This window comes from Mesorhizobium sp. M1252, assembly GCF_040318265.1.
Taxonomy (GTDB): domain Bacteria; phylum Pseudomonadota; class Alphaproteobacteria; order Rhizobiales; family Rhizobiaceae; genus Mesorhizobium.
Genome location: NZ_JAMYLX010000021.1, coordinates 41,316 through 59,299, shown reverse-complemented (window position 1 = coordinate 59,299; position 17,984 = coordinate 41,316). Strand labels below are relative to the sequence as shown.

Here is a 17,984-nt window from a genome sequence, read left to right as displayed (position 1 = left end):
GAAATCGCGGTCATTCTAGCGAAGGAAAGACCGCGCGCCAGATGGCGGCCGGCAGATTCGGGAGCATGATCCCGAACCGAAGGTCAGCGAAGCAAAAAGTGGTTTCCGGTTTTCGGAAAAGATCATGCCCCAATAAAGAGGCATATCAAGCGAGGGCGAATTCGACCGCTGCCTCGGCATGGATACGCGTGGTGTCGAACACCGGAATGTCGAAATCGCGCTCGCCGATCAGCATGGTGATCTCGGTGCAGCCCATGATGACGCCGTCGATCTTCTCATCGCGCCGCAGGTGGGCGACCTCATCGATATAGGCCGCCTTCGATGGCGCGCTGACGATGCCCTGGCAGAGCTCGTCATAGATCACGCTGTGCACCATGTCGCGCCCGGCCTGGTCCGGCACCACCGGCTGCAGCCCATATTTCTCCGTCAGCCGGCCCTTGTAAAAATCCTGCTCCATGGTGAAGCGCGTCGCCAGCAGCGCCGGCCGCTTGACGCCGGCGCCCTTCACCGCAACCGCCGTGGCATCGGCGATGTGGATAAGTGGAATGGACACCGCCGCCTGCACCTGATCGGCAAGCTTGTGCATGGTGTTGGTGCAAATCAGCAGCCCTTCGGCGCCGCCCGCCTCCAGCTTGCGCGCGGCATCCGCCAGAAGCTCGCCCGCACCGTCCCAGTCGCCATGATGCTGCCGCTCGGCGATCTCGGCGAAATCGAAGGAATGGAGCAACAGCTTTGCCGAATGCAGCCCGCCGAGCCGCTCGCGCACGATCTCGTTGAGCAAGCGGTAATAGATGGCGGTCGATTCCCAGCTCATGCCACCGAGCAGGCCAAGGGTTTTCATAGCGTCATTGCTCCGCTGAAAATTGCGCCATCAATCTTACAAGAAGCTCTGCGGATCGATGTCGACCTGCACGCGGACCGAGCCGCGTTGCTTCGGCCCTTCGGCCAGCATGGTGCGGATGAAGCCTTGGATGTCGGCGCGCTTTTCACCCTGGATCAGCAAACGGAAACGATGGCGCCCACCGAGCAGCGACAGCGGCGCCTCGGCCGGACCGAGCACGAACAGGTCGCTGGCCTGGGGTGCTGCACGGCGCAGGCCGCGCGCGTGGCCTTCGGCCTCGGCCCGCGTCACCGCACTGACGATGACGCCGGCAAGCCTGCCGAAGGGCGGCAGGGCTGCCCGTTCGCGCTCAGTGATCTCGCGTTCGTAAAAGGCCTCGGCATCGCCCGAGACGATCGCCCGCATCACCGGATGGTCCGGCTGGAAAGTCTGCAGCAGGCCGAGGCTCTTCTTGCCGGTGCGGCCGGCGCGGCCGGTCACCTGGCTGAGCAACTGGAAGGTGCGCTCAGCGGCGCGGGGATCGCCATTGGCGAGGCCGAGATCGGCATCGACGACACCGACCAGCGTCATGTTGGGAAAGTTATGGCCCTTGGCGACCAGCTGCGTGCCGATGACGATGTCGGCCTCGCCATTGGCAATGGCCTCGAGCTCCAGCCGCAGCCGGCGCACTCCACCCATCAAATCGGATGACAGGACGATCGTGCGCGCGTCGGGGAAATGCGCCACGACTTCTTCAGCTATCCGCTCGACGCCAGGCCCGCAGGCGACCAGATGGTCGAGCGTGCCGCATTCCGGGCAAGCCTCCGGCCGCTTCTCATTGTGCCCGCAATGATGGCAGACGAGTTGGCCGCGAAAGCGGTGCTCGACCAGCCAGGCCGAACAAACCGGGCAGCCGAAGCGGTGGCCGCAGACACGGCACAGCGTCAGCGGCGCATAGCCGCGCCGGTTGAGGAACAGCAGCGACTGCTCCTTCTTCTCCAGCGTACGTTGCATCTGGTCGATCAGCAGCGGCGACAGAAAGCCGCCGCGGGCCGGCGGCGCGCGCCGCATGTCGATCGTCTTGAGATCGGGAAGCGCGGCTTCGGCAAAGCGCGCCGACAGCACCGCCCTGCTGTAGCGGCCCTGCTGCGCATTGACCCGGCTTTCGACCGATGGCGTCGCCGACGCCAGCACCACCGGGAAGCCGCTGATATGGCCGCGCACCACCGCCATGTCGCGCGCATTGTAGAAGACGCGATCCTCCTGCTTGTAGGCGGGGTCGTGCTCCTCGTCGACGACGATCAGCCCGAGCTCGCGGAACGGCAGGAACAGCGCCGAACGCGCCCCGGCAACGACGCGCACGCCGCCTTCCGCCACCTGTCGCCAGACCTTTTCGCGCATTCGGGGCGGCAGGTCGGAATGCCATTCCGCCGGCTTGGCGCCGAAACGCTGCTGGAAGCGTTCGAGGAAGGCATGCGTCAGCGCGATCTCCGGCAGCAGGATCAACACCTGCCTGCCCTGGTCGAGGGCTGCCGCCACCGCCTCGAAATAAACTTCCGTCTTGCCCGAGCCGGTGACGCCGTCGAGCAGCGTGACGTTGAAAGCAGCGGCCGCGACATTGGCGCGCAGCATGGCGGCCGCGTCTGCCTGGTCCGGCATCAGCTCCGGCATGGCGTAGGAGGGATCGGGCGCGGCGACCACCGGTCGAGGCGGGATCATCACCGTCTCGAACACGCCTTGCGCCTTGAGTCCCTCGACCACCGTCGACGACACGCCCGCCGCGTGCGCCAGGCCGGATCGCGTCCAGGCAAGCCCCCCTTCCGCCGTCTCCAGCACGCGCGTCCTGGCATCCGTCATCCGGTCGGGCATGACGAGGGTCCGCTGCAGGCCCTCGATCCATGGTTCGGGATCGAACGCCTCCGGCGCGCGCAACAGCATGCGCGCCACCATGCCGGGCGGCGACAGCGTGTACTGCGCCACCCAGTCGACGAAGCGGCGCATGCCGCGGTCGATCGGCGGGCAGTCGAAGACCTGTTCGATCGGGCGCAGCTTTTTGGCGTCGATATTCTCGACCGCACCATCCCAGACGATGCCGGCAACCTGGCGCGGACCGAGCGGCACGCGCACGATCGAGCCCGGCACCACGCGCACGCCGGCAGGCACAGCGTAGGTGTAGGGCCGTTCGGCCGGCATCGGCACCAGCACCGGCGCGGCTGCGACAAAGGGCGAATCTTCGATCATCGGGCGTGACCTTGCCCCGACTTTGGTCTAGATCAAAGGGCAACCCGGAATGTGCATGGCATGCACATGGAAATCTTTCAGGAGACCCCCATGAAATTTTTTGTCGACACCGCTGACATCAAGGACATCAAGGAACTGAACGACCTGGGGCTGCTCGACGGCGTGACCACCAATCCCTCGCTGATCCTGAAATCCGGCGGCAAGATCGCCGAGGTCACCAAGCAGATCTGCGACATCGTCAAGGGTCCTGTCTCGGCCGAGGTCGTGGCGTCCGAATACAAGGACATGATGGCCGAGGCCAACATCCTGGCCAAGATCGCCGACAATGTCTGCATCAAGGTGCCGCTGACGCTCGACGGCCTGCGCGCCTGCAAGACGATCCGCACCGAGATGAACCGCATGGTCAATGTAACGCTGTGCTTCTCGGCCAACCAGGCGCTGCTGGCGGCCAAGGCCGGCGCCTCGTTCATCTCGCCCTTCGTCGGCCGCGTCGACGATACCGGCGCGGACGGCATGGAACTGATCCAGGAGATCCGGCAGATCTACGACAATTACGATTTCGACACCGAGATCCTCGTCGCTTCGGTTCGCACCGTGAACCACGTCAAGCAGGCAGCCCTGATCGGCGCCGATGTCGTTACCGCGCCGGCCGCGACGCTGAAGGCGCTGGTCAAGCACCCGTTGACCGACAAGGGCCTGGATCAGTTCGCTGCCGACTGGGCCAAGACCGGCCAGAAGATCGGCTGAGATCGGTTCGATACAAACGAAAAAAGGCCGGGAAACCGGCCTTTTTGTTGCGGACTGCTAAAAGTCTAGTTGGCAGCGCCAGGGAATGCTCAGGCTTTCTTGCCGTGCCTGACCAAGTCCTGGGCGACGGACAGGCTCACCATTTCAGCCAGTTCACGCGCGGCGCGGTTCTCAGCGTCGAGCTGCGCCCGGTAGGAAGCGAACTCCTGCGTCGGCTTGTCGAAGGATGATGGGATCGACCGCTTGCCGGTGGCGATCACCACGCCGGTCCTGGCATCGGTCAGCACATAGTTTGCGGTCAGCGTCACCGTGCCTGCCGTCGGTTCGTCTTCGTCGGTCTGGATCTGCACCACCGCGGCCGATTCGACCAGTTCGGTGACACCGAGATCGAGCATGTAGACCGGTGCCGTCGTTTCGCCGGCACCCTGGCCGAAGGCGAAGATCAGATTGTTGCGGACCTGCTGGGCATAGCGGGTCTTGACCGGCTTGACCGCGATCGAGGCGAGCTCCGCCGACGCGCTGACAGTCGAGCCTGCCGTCAGCGGCGCGCTCGAATAGAGCGGCCTGACCGTGCAGGCCGAAATCAGCGTCATCGAGGCCACCAGCCCGCAGAGCGCGGTGCGGCGCAGCAAGCGCGTCGTCTTTTCCAGATCGGGCCCCATCCTTCTGAAGTCAAGCAACGACATTGACGATCCTCTGCGGCACGATGATCACCTTGCGGGGCGCCTTACCTTCCAGCGCTTTCTGCACGAAGTCGAGAGCCAGAACCGCTTTTTCGACCGCACCTTGGTCCGCGTCGCGGGCAATTGTCAAATCGCCGCGCTTCTTGCCGTTGACCTGGACCGGCAGCACGATCTCGTTGTCGACCACCAGTGCCGGATCGTAGACCGGCCAAGGCCGTTCGGCGACCAGATCGGTGCCGCCGAGCGTGTGCCAGCACTCTTCAGCCAGATGCGGCATGACCGGCGCGACCACATGCACAAGGATCTCCACCGCCTCGCGGCAGGCGCCTTTCAGCGCCGCGTCGGCCTTGCCCTCGGCGACGTCGTTGAGCGGCGCGGTCAAGGCATTGGCCAGTTCGTAGATGCGGGCGATGGCCCGGTTGAAGCCGAGCTTCTCGATATCCTCGCCGATAGCCTTCAGGATCTTGTGCGCGGCCTTGGAAACGGCCCCCGCCTCGCCCTCCGGCGCCGCCTGCGGCTTGGCGCCGTCAAGCGTCTCGGCGGCAATGGACACCAGGCGCCAGACACGCTGGATGAAGCGATGTGCGCCGGCGGCGCCATCGTCCGTCCATTCGACGTCGCGCTCGGGCGGCGAATCCGACAGCATGAACCAGCGTGCGGTGTCGGCGCCGTAGCCGTCGGTGATGTCTTCCGGGCTTACCGTATTCTTCTTCGACTTCGACATCTTTTCGAGTGAGCCGATCGCCGCCTCTTCGCCGGTGGCGATCTCGATGGCGCGGCGCTTGCCGCCGACATCCTCGATCCTGACCTCAGCCGGCGACAGCCAGCGGCCATTGTTCGACGCACCGCCGACGCGGTAGGTCTCATGCACCACCATGCCTTGCGTGAACAGGCCCTTGAACGGCTCGGCCAGGTCGAGATGCCCGGTCGCGCGCATGGCGCGGGTGAAGAAGCGCGAATAGAGCAGATGGAGGATCGCGTGCTCGATGCCGCCAATATACTGGTCGACGGCCAGCCAGTCATCGGCAGCCTTCGGCTCCGTCGGCTCGTTGGTCCAGGGCGCGGTGAAGCGCGCGAAATACCACGACGAATCGACGAACGTGTCCATCGTGTCGGTCTCGCGTCGCGCATCCTTGCCGCATTGCGGGCATTTGACATGCCGCCAGGTCGGATGACGGTCGAGCGGATTGCCGGGACGGTCGAATTCGATGTCGTCGGGCAGCTTGACCGGCAGGTCGGCCTTCGGCACCGGCACCACGCCGCAATCCTCGCAATGGATCATCGGGATCGGGCAGCCCCAGTAGCGCTGGCGCGAAATGCCCCAATCGCGCAGGCGGAAGTTCACCTTGCGCTCGGCCATCGGCCGGCCGCCGATGGCCTTCTGCTCCAGCAGTTTTGCGACTTCGTCGAATGCCTGATCCGGCTTCATGCCATCGAGGAAACGTGAATTGATCATCACGCCGTCGTCGACATAGGCCTCTTCCGTGACCTGGAAGGTCTTGGCGTCGGCATCTTCCGGCATCACCACCGGGATCACCGGCAGGCCGTATCTGTTGGCGAAATCGAGGTCGCGCTGGTCGCCCGACGGGCAGCCGAAAATGGCGCCGGTGCCGTATTCCATCAAAACGAAATTGGCGACATAGACCGGCAGGGTCCACGAGTCGTCGAACGGATGCACGACGCGGATGCCGGTGTCGAAGCCTTTCTTCTCGGCAGTCTCCAGCGCGGCCACCGAGGTGCCCATGTGACGGACCTCGTCGATGAACTTGGCCAGCTCGACATTGGTCTCGGCGGCCTTCCTGGCCAGCGGATGGTCGGCGGCGACCGCCATGAAAGAGGCGCCGAAAATGGTGTCGGGCCTGGTCGTGTAGACTTCCAGTTCGTTCGCATCGCCGATCGGAGCGGCCAGCGGCCAACGGATCAGCAGCCCTTCCGAGCGGCCGATCCAGTTCTGCTGCATCAGCTTGACCTTTTCCGGCCATTCGCCAAGCCCGTCCAGCGAGTCCAGCAGGTCCTGCGCGTAGTCGGTGATCTTGAAGAACCACTGCGTCAGCTCGCGCTGTTCGACCAGCGCGCCCGAGCGCCAGCCGCGCCCGTCGATGACCTGCTCGTTGGCGAGCACCGTCATGTCCTCCGGGTCCCAGTTGACCTTGGAGGATTTGCGCGTCACCAGCCCCTTCTCGACGAAATCGAGGAACAGCATCTGCTGGCGGTGGTAATAGTCGACGTCGCAGGTGGCGAACTCGCGCGACCAGTCCAGCGACAGGCCCATCATCTTGAGCTGCTCGCGCATGGCGGCGATGTTGGCGTAGGTCCATTCCTTGGGATGGACCTTGTTCTGCATCGCCGCATTTTCGGCCGGCATGCCGAAAGCGTCCCAGCCCATAGGGTGCAGCACGTTAAAACCCTTGGCCCGCTTGTAGCGCGCCACCACATCGCCCATCGTGTAGTTGCGGGTGTGGCCGATATGGATCTTCCCGGAGGGATAGGGGAACATCTCCAGCACGTAGTATTTCGGCTTTGGATCGTTGTTATGCGCTTCGAACAGCTTCTTTTCGGCCCAGGCCTTCTGCCATTTGGGCTCTGACGCGCGCGGATTGTATCGTTCGGTTGCCATCGGATGATTTTCACTTAAAAGCAGGCGCAGACCGCCGGACAAGGCCCGGTGGCCAAGGTAAATGTCGTGGCGGTGTTCACCATGGATTGCCGGACCCGTCAACTGCGGCGAGCCGGCGAGGGCTAGAAAGACAGGCAGGATATAGGCATGGCGAGCGCCGTCGAACAGTTTTTCGCCGTCAGGACGAGGATCGCTGCCGCCGAGCGCGAGGCCGGCCGCGACGCCGGTTCGGTAACGCTGGTAGCGGTGTCGAAGACTTTTGAGGCCGACGCCATCCGCCCGGTCATCGAAGCCGGCCAGCGCGTCTTTGGCGAAAACCGCGTGCAGGAAGCGCATGGCAAATGGCCGGCGTTGAAAGCCGAATTCCCGGATATCGAGCTGCATCTCATCGGCCCGTTGCAATCGAACAAAGCGAAGGAAGCCGTTGCGCTCGCCGACGTCATCGAGACCGTCGACCGCGAAAAAATCGCCGCCGAACTCGCCAAGGAGATTGTCCGGCAGGGTAAAACACCAAAGCTCTATGTCCAGGTCAACACCGGTTCGGAGCCGCAAAAGGCCGGCATCGAGCCGCACGACGCTGTCGCCTTCGTCACCCGTTGCCGCGATGTCCATGGGTTGGCCATCGAAGGCCTGATGTGCATTCCGCCGGCGCATGAAAACCCCGGCCCGCATTTCGCCCTGCTGGAAAAGCTCGGCAAGGAGGCCGGCGTCGCCAAACTGTCGATGGGCATGTCCGGCGACTACGAGACAGCGATCACCTTCGGCGCCACCAGCGTCCGCGTCGGCTCGGCGATTTTTGGCATCCGGTAGTCGTCGGCTTCGCGAGACACCTGTCGATCCCCGATTTTTCGAGCTAATGTATCGAGCACATCCGGCCGAGTTAGCGAGGACTATTCTTCTTGGACTGGCACCTCAGGGACGCAAGAAACAATCTTTCGAAGCTTGTGCGACAGGCGCGCGAAGAAGGGCCGCAAACCATCACCTTGCGCGGAAAGCCAGCTGCCGTCGTGTTGTCTCCTGATGACTATGACCAACTGATCGGCGCAAAGCCTTCGCTTGCGGAATATCTCCTCTCCGGTCCCGCATGGGACGACGATTTCGTCGAGGAGGTCAACCGCCGCTCAGAGACGATGATCCGACCCGTGGAATTCTGATAGATTTTCGACACAAACATCGCCTCGCGCATCTCGCCACGGTTGACGAGTTCTATGGGGCCAGATGCATCCGGTCGATTACGCCACGACTGGAAACGAAACGTACCGTTCCTATTTGCTTGGCGTCATCACAATTCTGCTGGAGCCGCAACCATGCGCTACAATCAACTTGGAAATACGGGGATGTTCGTCTCCGAACTCTGCCTCGGCACCATGACCTTCGGCGCCGCCGGCGAGAATGCCCAATGGGGCCTGATCGCCAGCCTCGACCAGAAGAGCGTCAACGACATCGTCGGCCGGTCCATCGCCGCCGGCGTCAATTTCTTCGACACCGCCGACGTCTACTCCTTCGGCCAGTCCGAGCGCCTGCTCGGCCAGTCGCTCAGGGATCTCGGCGTCAAGCGCTCGGACGTCATCATCGCCACCAAGGTGCATGGCACCATGGGCCAGGGCCCGAACGAGCGCGGCTCGTCGCGCGGCCACATCATGGATTCGGTCGAGGGCAGCCTGGAGCGGCTGCAGCTAGACCATATCGATCTCTACCAGCTGCACGGCACCGACACCGTGACGCCAGTCGACGAGACGCTGCGGGCGCTCGACGATCTCGTTGCCAGCGGTAAGGTCCGCTATGTCGGCGTCTCCAACTGGGCGGCCTGGCGCGTCGCCAAGGCGCTGGGCGTTGCCGAGCGCAAGGGATTTTCCCGCTTCGAGACCATCCAGTCCTATTACTCGATCGCCGGCCGCGACCTCGAGCGCGAGATCGTGCCGCTCATCAACGAGGAAAAGCTCGGCCTGATGGTCTGGTCGCCAATGGCCGGCGGCCTGCTGTCGGGCAAATACGGCCCCGGCGCGCCCGGCAATGGCGAAGGCCGCCGCGCCGCCTTCAACTTCCCGCCGGTCGATGAGGACCGCGCCTGGGCGGCTGTCGCCGTGATGCGCGAGATCGCCCAGAAGCACGGCGTCAGCGTCGCCACGGTGGCGCTCGGCTATGTCCTGGCCAAACCTTTCGTCATGAGCGTCATCATCGGCGCCAGCCGCATGGAGCAGCTCGAGCAGAACCTTGCCGCGGCCGAGGTGAAGCTCGACGCCGACGATCTCGCCAGACTGGATGAGGTCAGCGCGCTGCCGGCCGAATATCCCGGCTGGATGCTGGAGCGTCAGGGCGCCGGTCGCCGCCCGGCGCCGTTCACCCCGAAGAAATAGTCACCGCTGTCGCCTGATGCTTGGGGGGTCATCTGGCTCCCCAACGTCTTTTCAGCTCATCCGCACGCTCTCGACCAGAAAGTCGAGAAACGCCCGCACCCGTGCGGGCAAATGCCGGCCCTGGCCGACATAGACGGCGTGGGTAGGCTCCTCGTCGCCCGGATTGAAATTCTCCAGCAGCGCCGTCAGCCGCCCCGCCGCGATGTCATCGGCCACATGCCAGTGTGCCAGCCGGGCGATGCCGGCGCCGCCGACCGCCATCAACCGCATCGACTCGCCATCGCCGACCAGCGTGTTTCCGGTGATCGGCACCATGACGGCGTTCCCGGTTGCATCGACAAACGACCAGCCATCGACATGCCGGACAAAGCCGAAAGCCATGCGATTGTGCCGGTCGAGATCTGCTGGAACCAGCGGCGTGCCATGCGTCTTGAGATAGGACGGTGCGGCAACGACTGTCATCCGGCTTTGCCCGAGCTTGCGCGCCACCAGCCGCGACTCGCCGAGCGGCCCGGCGCGGATGGCGACGTCGGCACGCTCAGCCATCAGATCGATGACGCTGTCGGTCAGCACCAGATCGACCGAAATCCCGGGGTAGCGTTCGAGGAAATCAGGCAGCAGCGAAATCAGCCGATGCACCCCGAAGGGCACATAGGAGTTGACGCGCAGCCGTCCGCGCGGCGCGGCACCCACGGCGGCCTCGCGCTCGGCCGCCGCCATATCGGCCAGGATGCGCACCCCGCTGTCATAGAACGCCGTCCCTTCCGGCGTCAGCTGCAGCTTGCGCGTGGTGCGGGTGACCAGCCGCGCGCAGAGCCTTGCCTCCAGTCGCGCGATCAGCTTGCTCACCGCCGACGGTGTCATACGCAGCGAACGAGCCGCAGCCGAGAAGCTGCCCGCCTCGACGACGCGGACGAACACTTCGATCTCGCCGGAACGGTTGATATCGGGTCTGGCCATCTGTGAATCTATTTCACAGGAAATATGCCCAAGACAAGTCTGGTTCACAAGGCATGGCAACACGATCTCTGCGGTCGGGGCGCGGGTCTGGACAGCGCGCTCGTTCGAGTTCGAACTGGAAACCGCCATGCCTCTTGCCCTCTACGCCCTCGCTGCCGGCGCCTTCGGCATCGGTGTCACCGAATTCGTCATCATGGGGCTGCTGATCGATGTCAGCAAAGATCTCGGAGTTTCGATCTCGGCCGCCGGCCAGTTGATTTCGGGCTACGCGTTGGGCGTCGTCATCGGCGCGCCGCTTTTGACCATCGCCACCGGCAACTGGCCCCGCAAGACCGTCCTTCTGGCCCTTATGGCGATCTTCACGCTCGGCAACCTCGCCTGTGCGATCGCCCCCGACTACTGGACGCTGATGGGCGCCCGCATCATCACCGCCTTTGCCCATGGCACTTTCTTTGGCGTCGGCTCGGTGGTCGCCACCGGCCTGGTCGCGCCCAACAAGAAAGCCTCGGCGATCGCGCTGATGTTCACCGGACTGACTATCGCCAACATCCTCGGCGTGCCCTTCGGCACCTGGCTAGGCCAGGCCTTCGGCTGGCGCGCCACCTTCTGGGCGGTAACCCTGGTCGGCTTGGCAGCCTTTGCCGTCATCCTGCTTCTGGTGCCGCGCAGCAAGGAAGCGCCCGAGAAGACCAATCTGCGCGCCGACCTCGCCGTGCTGCGCCGCACGCCGGTGATGCTCGGCCTCGCCACCACCGTGCTCGGCTATGCCGGCGTCTTCGCCGTCTTCACCTACATCGCCCCGCTGCTCACCGAGATCAGCGGCTTCAGGGAGGCCGCGGTGTCGCCGATCCTGCTCGTCTTCGGCGGCGGTCTTATCGCCGGCAATCTGCTTGGCGGCAAGGTCGCCGACCGCTGGTTGGTGCCGGCGGTGCTCGGCAGCCTCGTGGTGCTGGCGTTGGTGCTGGCCACAATGACCTTCGCCGTCCACAGCCAAATCCTGGCCGTCATCTATGTCGGCCTGCTTGGTGCCGCCGCCTTCGCCACCGTGGCGCCGCTGCAGATGTGGGTGCTGGAAATGGCGCAAGGCGCGGGCCAGAGCCTCGCCTCGTCCTTCAACATCGCCGCCTTCAACCTCGGCAATGCCGCCGGCGCTTGGCTTGGCGGCGCGGTGATTGCCCATGGCCTCGGCCTCGGCTCACTAACCTGGATCGCCGCTTTGCTGCCGGTCGCGGCTCTTGGCGTCGCTGCCCTGGCGCTGCGCCTCGATCGCGCCCCCACAATCGGGGCGCCGGTCTGCGCCCAGTCATGAGCATCACGCGCAAATCCTTCTTCGACATCATCAAGGAGCATAAAATGGATTATCGACGTCTCGGCGCATCGGGCCTGAAAGTGCCCGCACTCTCTTTCGGCGCCGGCACTTTCGGCGGCTCCGGGCCGCTGTTCGGGGCGTGGGGCAACAGCGACGCCAAGGAAGCGCGGCGGCTGATCGACATCTGCCTCGAGGCCGGCGTCAATCTGTTCGACACCGCCGATGTCTATTCGAACGGCGCCTCCGAGGAAGTGCTTGGCGAAGCCATCAAAGGCCGCCGCGACGCGGTGCTGATCTCGACCAAGACTTCGCTGCCGATGGGCGACAGACCGGCCGACTACGGCTCGTCGCGCTCGCGGCTGATCAAAGCCGTCGACGCCGCCCTGAAGCGCATGGGCACCGATTATATCGACCTGTTGCAGCTGCACGCCTTCGATGCAGGCACGCCGATCGAGGAGGTGTTGTCGACGCTGGACGACCTCGTGCGCGCCGGCAAGCTGCGCTATGTCGGCGTCTCCAACTTTTCCGGCTGGCAACTGATGAAGTCGCTGGCCGAGGCCGACAAGCATGGCTACCCGCGCTATGCTGCGCACCAGGTCTACTACTCGCTGGTCGGCCGCGACTATGAGTGGGAGCTGATGCCGCTCGGTATCGACCAGGGCATCGGCGCGCTGGTGTGGAGCCCGCTCGGCTGGGGCCGCCTGACCGGCAAGATCCGCCGCGGCCAGCCCCTGCCGGAAAAGAGCCGGCTGCACGACACCGCCGATTTCGGCCCGCCGGTCGCGGACGAACATCTCTACCGGGTCATGGATGCGCTTGATGCGATGGCTGAAGAGACCGGCAAGACCGTGCCGCAGATCGCCATCAACTGGCTGTTGCGGCGCCCGACCGTGTCCTCGGTCATCATCGGCGCCCGCAACGAGGAACAGCTGCGCCAGAACCTCGGCGCCGTCGGCTGGGCATTGACGCCGGAGCAGGTCAAAAAACTCGACGCTGCAAGCGAGGTCACAGCGCCCTACCCGTACTTCCCTTATCGCCGCCAGGAGGGCTTCGCCCGGCTGAACCCGCCGGCGGTGTGATCGCCGACGTTGAAGCTGCCAATCTCCCCCCTTACGGGGGAGATGTCGCCGAAGGCGACAGAGGGGGTCGCCGCGCGTGGAGCGCTAGCCCCCATCTGCCGCAGGAGGGTCGCGTCCGGTCGAACCGACCCCCTCTGGCCGCTTTGCGGCCATCTCCCCCTCAAGGGGGGAGATCAAGCGCGCCGCTCAGTGCAGCACGAACTCCCCATCCACCTTCCGCCATTCGTTCGGCGCGATCAGCTTCTGGTGGGTGTAGCTGATCGAATGCAGCGGCCCGTCGAGCCTGGCCTTCCAGAACTCGATGAACTTGATCAGCACCGGAAACTTCGGCGCCAGATCGTAATCCTGCCAGATGAAGCTCTGCAGCAGATGCGGGTGGTCGGGAAAATGGTACAGAATCTTGGCCGTGGTCAGGCCATACCCCTTGAGCATCAGGTCCATTTCGGAATGATCGCGCATGACAGCCCCTTGGCCTAGTTGATTCTCCATTCCTCCCAACACCGAATTGTGCGCGCCGTTCCTTAACTGTCTATGATTTCCTGATCCCAGGCGGGTTTTATGCACGAAAACATGCAGTTAGCAGCGACCGCTGCCGAGTGCTGATACAACCGAAACGGGAGCTGCGGCATCCCGCCACGCGAATCCAACGTCTAATGTTGCCGTCAGCGCGGAACTGTTAATAATGCCGCCGAATTCGCGGCTGCGTCGCCGTGATCCTGGCTGTGGTCAAGCCGGCGGGGTGGTTTGGGAGGAAAGTGAAGACATGTCCGAGGTGAAGATCCACCGCGTCCAGCCGGTGTGGAAGAAGAATGCGCTGATCGACAATGACACCTACCTCAAATGGTATGCTGACAGCGTGAAGAATCCGGACAAGTTCTGGGGCAAGCACGGCAAGCGCATCGACTGGTTCAAGCCGTTCAGCAAGGTCAAGAACACCTCCTTCGAGGGCAAGGTCTCGATCAAATGGTTCGAGGACGGCGAAACTAACGTCTCCTACAACTGCATCGACCGCCATTTGAAGAAGCGCGGCAACCAGACTGCCATCATCTGGGAAGGCGACAATCCCTACGACGACAAGAAGATCACCTATAACGAGCTCTACGAGCATGTCTGCCGGCTCGCCAATGTGATGAAGAAGCACGGCGTCAGGAAGGGCGACCGCGTCACCATCTACATGCCGATGATCCCGGAAGCCGCCTACGCGATGCTGGCTTGCACCCGCATCGGCGCCATCCACTCGATCGTCTTTGGCGGCTTTTCACCGGACGCGCTGGCCGGCCGCATCGATGACTGCAAGTCGACCTTCGTCATCACCGCCGATGAGGGCCTGCGCGGCGGCAAGCCGATCCCGCTGAAGGAAAACACCGACAGAGCGATCGAAATCGCCGCCAAGGCCGGCACCAAGGTCGAAAAAGTGGTCGTCGTTCGCCGCACCGGCGGCAAGACCGGCTGGGTCCAGGGACGCGACATCTGGTACCATGACGAGATCGCCACGGTGAAAGGCGACTGCAAGCCGGAGAAGATGAAGGCCGAGGATCCGCTGTTCATCCTCTATACCTCAGGCTCGACCGGCAAGCCGAAGGGCGTGCTGCACACCACCGCCGGCTATCTCGTCTATGTCTCAATGACCCACCAATATGTCTTCGACTACCATGATGGCGATATCTACTGGTGCACCGCCGATGTCGGTTGGGTCACCGGCCACAGCTATATCGTCTATGGCCCGCTCGCCAACGGCGCCACCACGCTGATGTTCGAGGGCGTGCCGAACTACCCCTCGCAGTCGCGCTTCTGGGAAGTCATCGACAAGCACAAGGTCAACATCTTCTACACCGCGCCGACGGCACTGCGCGCGCTGATGGGCGCCGGCGACGAACCGGTGAAGAAGACCTCGCGCAAGTCGCTGCGCGTGCTGGGCTCGGTCGGCGAACCGATCAATCCGGAAGCCTGGGAGTGGTATTTCAACATCGTCGGCAACGGCAAGGTGCCGATCGTCGACACATGGTGGCAGACCGAGACCGGCGGCATCCTGATCACGCCGCTGCCCGGCGCCACCGACCTCAAGGCCGGCTCGGCGACGCGGCCCTTCTTCGGCATCAAGCCGCAACTGGTCAACGGCGAAGGCAAGGTGCTGGAAGGGGCGGCCGACGGCAACCTCTGCATCGCCGATTCCTGGCCCGGCCAGATGCGCACCGTCTATGGCGACCACGACCGCTTCGTGCAGACCTATTTCTCCACCTACAAGGGCAAATACTTCACCGGAGACGGCTGTCGCCGCGACGCCGACGGCTATTACTGGATCACCGGCCGCGTCGACGACGTCATCAACGTTTCCGGCCACCGCATGGGAACGGCCGAGGTCGAATCGGCGCTCGTCAGCCACGAGAAAGTGTCGGAAGCAGCTGTCGTCGGCTATGCCCACGACATCAAGGGCCAGGGCATCTACAGCTACGTTACCTTGATGAAAGGCGTGGAGCCGAGCGAGGAACTGCGCAAGGAGCTCGTGGCCCATGTCCGCAAGGAGATCGGCGCCATCGCCTCGCCCGACAAGCTGCAGTTCGCGCCCGGACTGCCGAAAACCCGCTCCGGCAAGATCATGCGCCGTATCCTGCGCAAGATCGCCGAGGACGATTTTTCCGCGCTCGGCGATACCTCGACACTGGCCGATCCGGCCGTGGTCGATGATCTGATCGCCAACCGCCAGAACAAGAAGGGCTGAGGGGATTTGATGGCTGCACTGGGCGCAGTCACGGAGCTCTGGCGTTACCCCGCAAGTTCGTTTGCCGGCGAACGCCAGGACGCCATTTCGGTCGGCCTTGAAACCATCGACGGCGACCGGCTGTTCGGCCTTGTCGATGTCTCGGACAATGAGATCGCGCGGCCCGACCGCGACGCCAAGTGGCACAAGGTGCCGCGCATCCGCACCCGGCTCACCAACGGTCGCGAACTGGAGATCGCCGTTCCCGACGGCGACTGGCTGGCAGTGCCGGGTGCGGAATGCGACCAAGCCATCTCGGCCTATCTCGGCTTCGCCGCCTCGATCCGGCCGTTCAGCCAGGACAACGCCCCCGGCTACACCGGCCCGCTCACCGCGGCGCGCTACCGCAAAGCGCCGATCCATCTCTTGACCACCGCATCGCTGGCGCGGCTCAAGGCGCTGCACCCCGAAGGCATTCCCGATCCGCGCCGCTTCCGCCCCAACATCGTTATCGACATGGCGGCGGTCGAAAGCTCGTTTCCCGAGACCGAATGGATTGGCCGCAAGCTTGCCATCGGCGACCTGCTGGTGACCGTCTCGGAGCCGTGCCGCCGCTGCGGCTTCACCATCATCAGCCAGGACGGCTTCGACCACGATCCCGGCATCCTGCGCAATCTGGTCCGCCACAACGCCCATAATCTCGGCGTCTATTGCACTGTGGACAGGCCTGCCCGCGTCGAGATCGGCGCGCCGATGCGGTTCGTGTAGGCCTCTACCGCGAGGCAGCGAATCGCAGACCTTGGAAAGCGTGGGGTTCGGCCCCGAATCCTATCTCTACCGATACAGATCCGCCCGTGTCGGCGGCAGCCCGCTCGGCCCGCGTGCGCGTTTGGTGACGACGGTCTGAAAAATCTGCGCCGAGGCGCGCTCGAAGGTGATCGAGCAGCCGGTGAGATAAAGCAGCCACAGCCGTGCCTTGGCCTCGCCGACTTCGGCGACCGCCTCGTCGAAGCGAGCCTGTAGCCGCTCGGCCCACAGCCGGCAGGTGCGCGCATAGTGCTCGCGCAGATTCTCGACGTCGTAGACCAGGAAGCCATGCGCCTCCAGATTGCCCAGCGTCATGCCGATCGTGTCGAGTTCGCCGCCTGGGAAAATGTATTTGAGCAGCGCCTTGAACTCCGGCCCCTTGCGCAAGGTTTTCTTCAAGTCGCCCTTGCTGCGCCTGGTGATGGCGTGGTGCAGATAGATGCCGCCGGGCTTTAGCAAGCGATGGATGGTCTTGAAATAGGTGGCGTGGTTGGCGAGGCCGAGATGCTCGAACATGCCGATCGACGATATCTTGTCGAAGGAGCCTTTGAGCTCCGTATAGGATTTGATTTCGATGGTGATGCGGTCCTGCAGCCCTTCGGCGCGGATGCGCTCGCGGGCGAGATCGGTCTGCGCCTGCGACAGCGACACGCCATGGCCGACGACGCCGTAATTTTTGGCCGCATGGATCAGCATGGCACCCCAGCCGCAGCCGATGTCCAGCAGCTTTTCGCCCGGCTTCAGCCTGAGCTTGCGGCAGATATGGTCGAGCTTGTCGGCCTGCGCCTGGTCGATGCCATCGGCGAAATCCTTAAAGTAGCCGCAGCTGTAGACCATGCGCTCGTCGAGGAAGAGCCGGTAAAAGGCATTCGAAATGTCGTAGTGATGCTGGATCGCCTCCTGGCTCGACCCGCTGACATAGGGGTTGCGACCCGACAGATCGGTGCGTGCACTCATCTGCTTGCGTGACAGGAGCACCGCCGGCAGGTCGCGCAGGATCGCCAGCTTCGGCAGCGACTTGAGCTTGGTCCTGAGCTTGCCTTGCGACGGCAGTGCGTAGAAATCGAAAATCGTCCCGTCTTCGATGTCTATCGTCTTGGAGATCCACATCTCGATCAGCGTCGACAGCGATGGCCGCTTCACCACCTGCCAGACGATGTCCTGGTCGTTGATGGTGAGCACGGGCCCGATGGCGGGACCGATCCGCTCGCCGGTCCACAGCTTGACCGCAAAACCCGGCTTCAGCGTTTCGATCACCGTTCGCACGATGCGCGCGGCCTTCTCGGCTGCCTCCATGGCCATCCTCCCGAGTCCTGACAATCCACCTTGCATGGATTTTGCCCGCCCTCGCGGCTCTTCGCAACCCGGCGCAAAAGGCGGCTCGCCAGCTATTTCAAATCGGCATCTTGTTTTTTGCTGCAACGCACCCCATCATCTGTACGTGTTCAACAAATCGAAAGGAGGTGATCCGATGTCGAGTGATTTCGTTTTCCAGAACGTGGCCTCAGCGGATTGCACTTTCGGGAAGCAGTCTTCCCGTTAAGGCGCGATAAGCGCGGCGGGTGACCTCGGTCGCCGCCATTGGCCGCGCCACGGACGGAAACACGGAAGGCCGCCGGCTTCGTCAAGAAGCGGCGGCCTTTTCCATTTCCGGATTGTGTGTCGA

The 17,984-nt window shown here is 63.8% G+C and carries 15 protein-coding genes; 8 read left to right on the top strand and 7 right to left on the bottom strand.

Annotated features, from left to right (window positions below; genetic code table 11):
• Positions 1 to 145: 145 nt before the first annotated feature.
• Entirely contained in the window at positions 146 to 841 is a 696-nt protein-coding gene (locus tag NKH22_RS28195) for an aspartate/glutamate racemase family protein (RefSeq protein WP_352911910.1), read from the bottom strand.
• Positions 842 to 877: 36 nt separating this feature from the next.
• A complete protein-coding gene (locus NKH22_RS28190; RefSeq protein WP_023684089.1) occupies positions 878 to 3,061 on the bottom strand; it encodes a primosomal protein N' in 2,184 nt (727 codons plus the stop codon).
• Between the two features lie 90 nt (positions 3,062 to 3,151).
• Here NKH22_RS28190 and fsa point away from each other — a divergent pair, with 90 nt between their 5' ends.
• Complete coding sequence (gene fsa / locus NKH22_RS28185; RefSeq protein ID WP_352911907.1) at positions 3,152 to 3,808, top strand: fructose-6-phosphate aldolase; 657 nt, start codon at positions 3,152 to 3,154, stop codon at positions 3,806 to 3,808.
• A gap of 89 nt (positions 3,809 to 3,897) precedes the next feature.
• On the opposite strand, the gene NKH22_RS28180 is transcribed toward fsa, so the two are convergent.
• Positions 3,898 to 4,494: an LPS assembly lipoprotein LptE gene (locus NKH22_RS28180; protein WP_023815277.1), complete on the bottom strand. Its 597-nt coding sequence runs from the start codon at positions 4,492 to 4,494 to the stop codon at positions 3,898 to 3,900.
• Positions 4,481 to 7,108, bottom strand: coding sequence for a leucine--tRNA ligase (leuS, locus tag NKH22_RS28175; protein WP_352911904.1), 2,628 nt, complete (start codon positions 7,106 to 7,108; stop codon positions 4,481 to 4,483). The genes NKH22_RS28180 and leuS overlap by 14 nt, the downstream gene beginning before the upstream one ends.
• Before the next feature lie 147 nt (positions 7,109 to 7,255).
• On the opposite strand from leuS, the gene NKH22_RS28170 reads away from it, so the two are divergent.
• From NKH22_RS28170 to NKH22_RS28160, 3 genes are all read left to right on the top strand, one after another.
• Positions 7,256 to 7,918, top strand: coding sequence for a YggS family pyridoxal phosphate-dependent enzyme (locus NKH22_RS28170; RefSeq protein WP_352911901.1), 663 nt, complete (start codon positions 7,256 to 7,258; stop codon positions 7,916 to 7,918).
• Positions 7,919 to 8,007: 89 nt separating this feature from the next.
• Positions 8,008 to 8,262, top strand: a complete 255-nt coding sequence (locus NKH22_RS28165; protein WP_023700209.1) for a type II toxin-antitoxin system Phd/YefM family antitoxin — start codon at positions 8,008 to 8,010, stop codon at positions 8,260 to 8,262.
• 153 nt (positions 8,263 to 8,415) lie between these two features.
• Complete coding sequence (locus NKH22_RS28160) at positions 8,416 to 9,465, top strand: aldo/keto reductase (protein ID WP_352812119.1); 1,050 nt, start codon at positions 8,416 to 8,418, stop codon at positions 9,463 to 9,465.
• Positions 9,466 to 9,516: 51 nt separating this feature from the next.
• Here NKH22_RS28160 and NKH22_RS28155 read toward each other — a convergent pair whose 3' ends face one another.
• Entirely contained in the window at positions 9,517 to 10,425 is a 909-nt protein-coding gene (locus tag NKH22_RS28155) for a LysR family transcriptional regulator (protein WP_352812118.1), read from the bottom strand.
• 127 nt (positions 10,426 to 10,552) lie between these two features.
• Between NKH22_RS28155 and NKH22_RS28150 the strand changes: the two genes are divergently transcribed.
• Both NKH22_RS28150 and NKH22_RS28145 read left to right on the top strand, forming a co-directional pair.
• Complete coding sequence (locus NKH22_RS28150) at positions 10,553 to 11,734, top strand: MFS transporter (RefSeq protein ID WP_352911897.1); 1,182 nt, start codon at positions 10,553 to 10,555, stop codon at positions 11,732 to 11,734.
• A gap of 44 nt (positions 11,735 to 11,778) precedes the next feature.
• Entirely contained in the window at positions 11,779 to 12,813 is a 1,035-nt protein-coding gene (locus NKH22_RS28145; RefSeq protein ID WP_352812114.1) for an aldo/keto reductase, read from the top strand.
• Positions 12,814 to 12,999: 186 nt separating this feature from the next.
• Here the strand turns inward: NKH22_RS28145 and NKH22_RS28140 are convergent, their stop codons facing one another.
• Entirely contained in the window at positions 13,000 to 13,272 is a 273-nt protein-coding gene (locus NKH22_RS28140; RefSeq protein WP_023668649.1) for an usg protein, read from the bottom strand.
• Positions 13,273 to 13,576: 304 nt separating this feature from the next.
• Between NKH22_RS28140 and acs the strand changes: the two genes are divergently transcribed.
• Positions 13,577 to 15,532: an acetate--CoA ligase gene (acs, locus tag NKH22_RS28135; protein WP_352812112.1), complete on the top strand. Its 1,956-nt coding sequence runs from the start codon at positions 13,577 to 13,579 to the stop codon at positions 15,530 to 15,532.
• Between the two features lie 9 nt (positions 15,533 to 15,541).
• A complete protein-coding gene (locus NKH22_RS28130; RefSeq protein ID WP_352765202.1) occupies positions 15,542 to 16,279 on the top strand; it encodes an MOSC domain-containing protein in 738 nt (245 codons plus the stop codon).
• A gap of 66 nt (positions 16,280 to 16,345) precedes the next feature.
• Here NKH22_RS28130 and NKH22_RS28125 read toward each other — a convergent pair whose 3' ends face one another.
• Positions 16,346 to 17,614 carry a class I SAM-dependent methyltransferase gene (locus NKH22_RS28125; RefSeq protein ID WP_023688864.1) on the bottom strand — a complete coding sequence of 423 codons (1,269 nt, stop codon included), beginning with the start codon at positions 17,612 to 17,614 and terminating at the stop codon, positions 16,346 to 16,348.
• Positions 17,615 to 17,984: the final 370 nt, after the last annotated feature.

Excerpts from the sequence above, each read along its gene's own strand:
- acs (WP_352812112.1), top strand. The coding sequence starts at position 13,577 with ATGTCCGAGGTGAAGATCCACCGCGTCCAGCCGGTGTGGAAGAAGAAT.
- NKH22_RS28140 (WP_023668649.1), bottom strand. The coding sequence starts at position 13,272 with ATGCGCGATCATTCCGAAATGGACCTGATGCTCAAGGGGTATGGCCTG.
- NKH22_RS28170 (WP_352911901.1), top strand. The coding sequence starts at position 7,256 with ATGGCGAGCGCCGTCGAACAGTTTTTCGCCGTCAGGACGAGGATCGCT.
- fsa (WP_352911907.1), top strand. The coding sequence starts at position 3,152 with ATGAAATTTTTTGTCGACACCGCTGACATCAAGGACATCAAGGAACTG.
- leuS (WP_352911904.1), bottom strand. The coding sequence starts at position 7,108 with ATGGCAACCGAACGATACAATCCGCGCGCGTCAGAGCCCAAATGGCAG.
- NKH22_RS28125 (WP_023688864.1), bottom strand. The coding sequence starts at position 17,614 with ATGGAGGCAGCCGAGAAGGCCGCGCGCATCGTGCGAACGGTGATCGAA.
- NKH22_RS28160 (WP_352812119.1), top strand. The coding sequence starts at position 8,416 with ATGCGCTACAATCAACTTGGAAATACGGGGATGTTCGTCTCCGAACTC.
- NKH22_RS28150 (WP_352911897.1), top strand. The coding sequence starts at position 10,553 with ATGCCTCTTGCCCTCTACGCCCTCGCTGCCGGCGCCTTCGGCATCGGT.
- NKH22_RS28130 (WP_352765202.1), top strand. The coding sequence starts at position 15,542 with ATGGCTGCACTGGGCGCAGTCACGGAGCTCTGGCGTTACCCCGCAAGT.
- NKH22_RS28145 (WP_352812114.1), top strand. The coding sequence starts at position 11,779 with ATGGATTATCGACGTCTCGGCGCATCGGGCCTGAAAGTGCCCGCACTC.
- NKH22_RS28195 (WP_352911910.1), bottom strand. The coding sequence starts at position 841 with ATGAAAACCCTTGGCCTGCTCGGTGGCATGAGCTGGGAATCGACCGCC.
- NKH22_RS28180 (WP_023815277.1), bottom strand. The coding sequence starts at position 4,494 with ATGTCGTTGCTTGACTTCAGAAGGATGGGGCCCGATCTGGAAAAGACG.
- NKH22_RS28155 (WP_352812118.1), bottom strand. The coding sequence starts at position 10,425 with ATGGCCAGACCCGATATCAACCGTTCCGGCGAGATCGAAGTGTTCGTC.
- NKH22_RS28190 (WP_023684089.1), bottom strand. The coding sequence starts at position 3,061 with ATGATCGAAGATTCGCCCTTTGTCGCAGCCGCGCCGGTGCTGGTGCCG.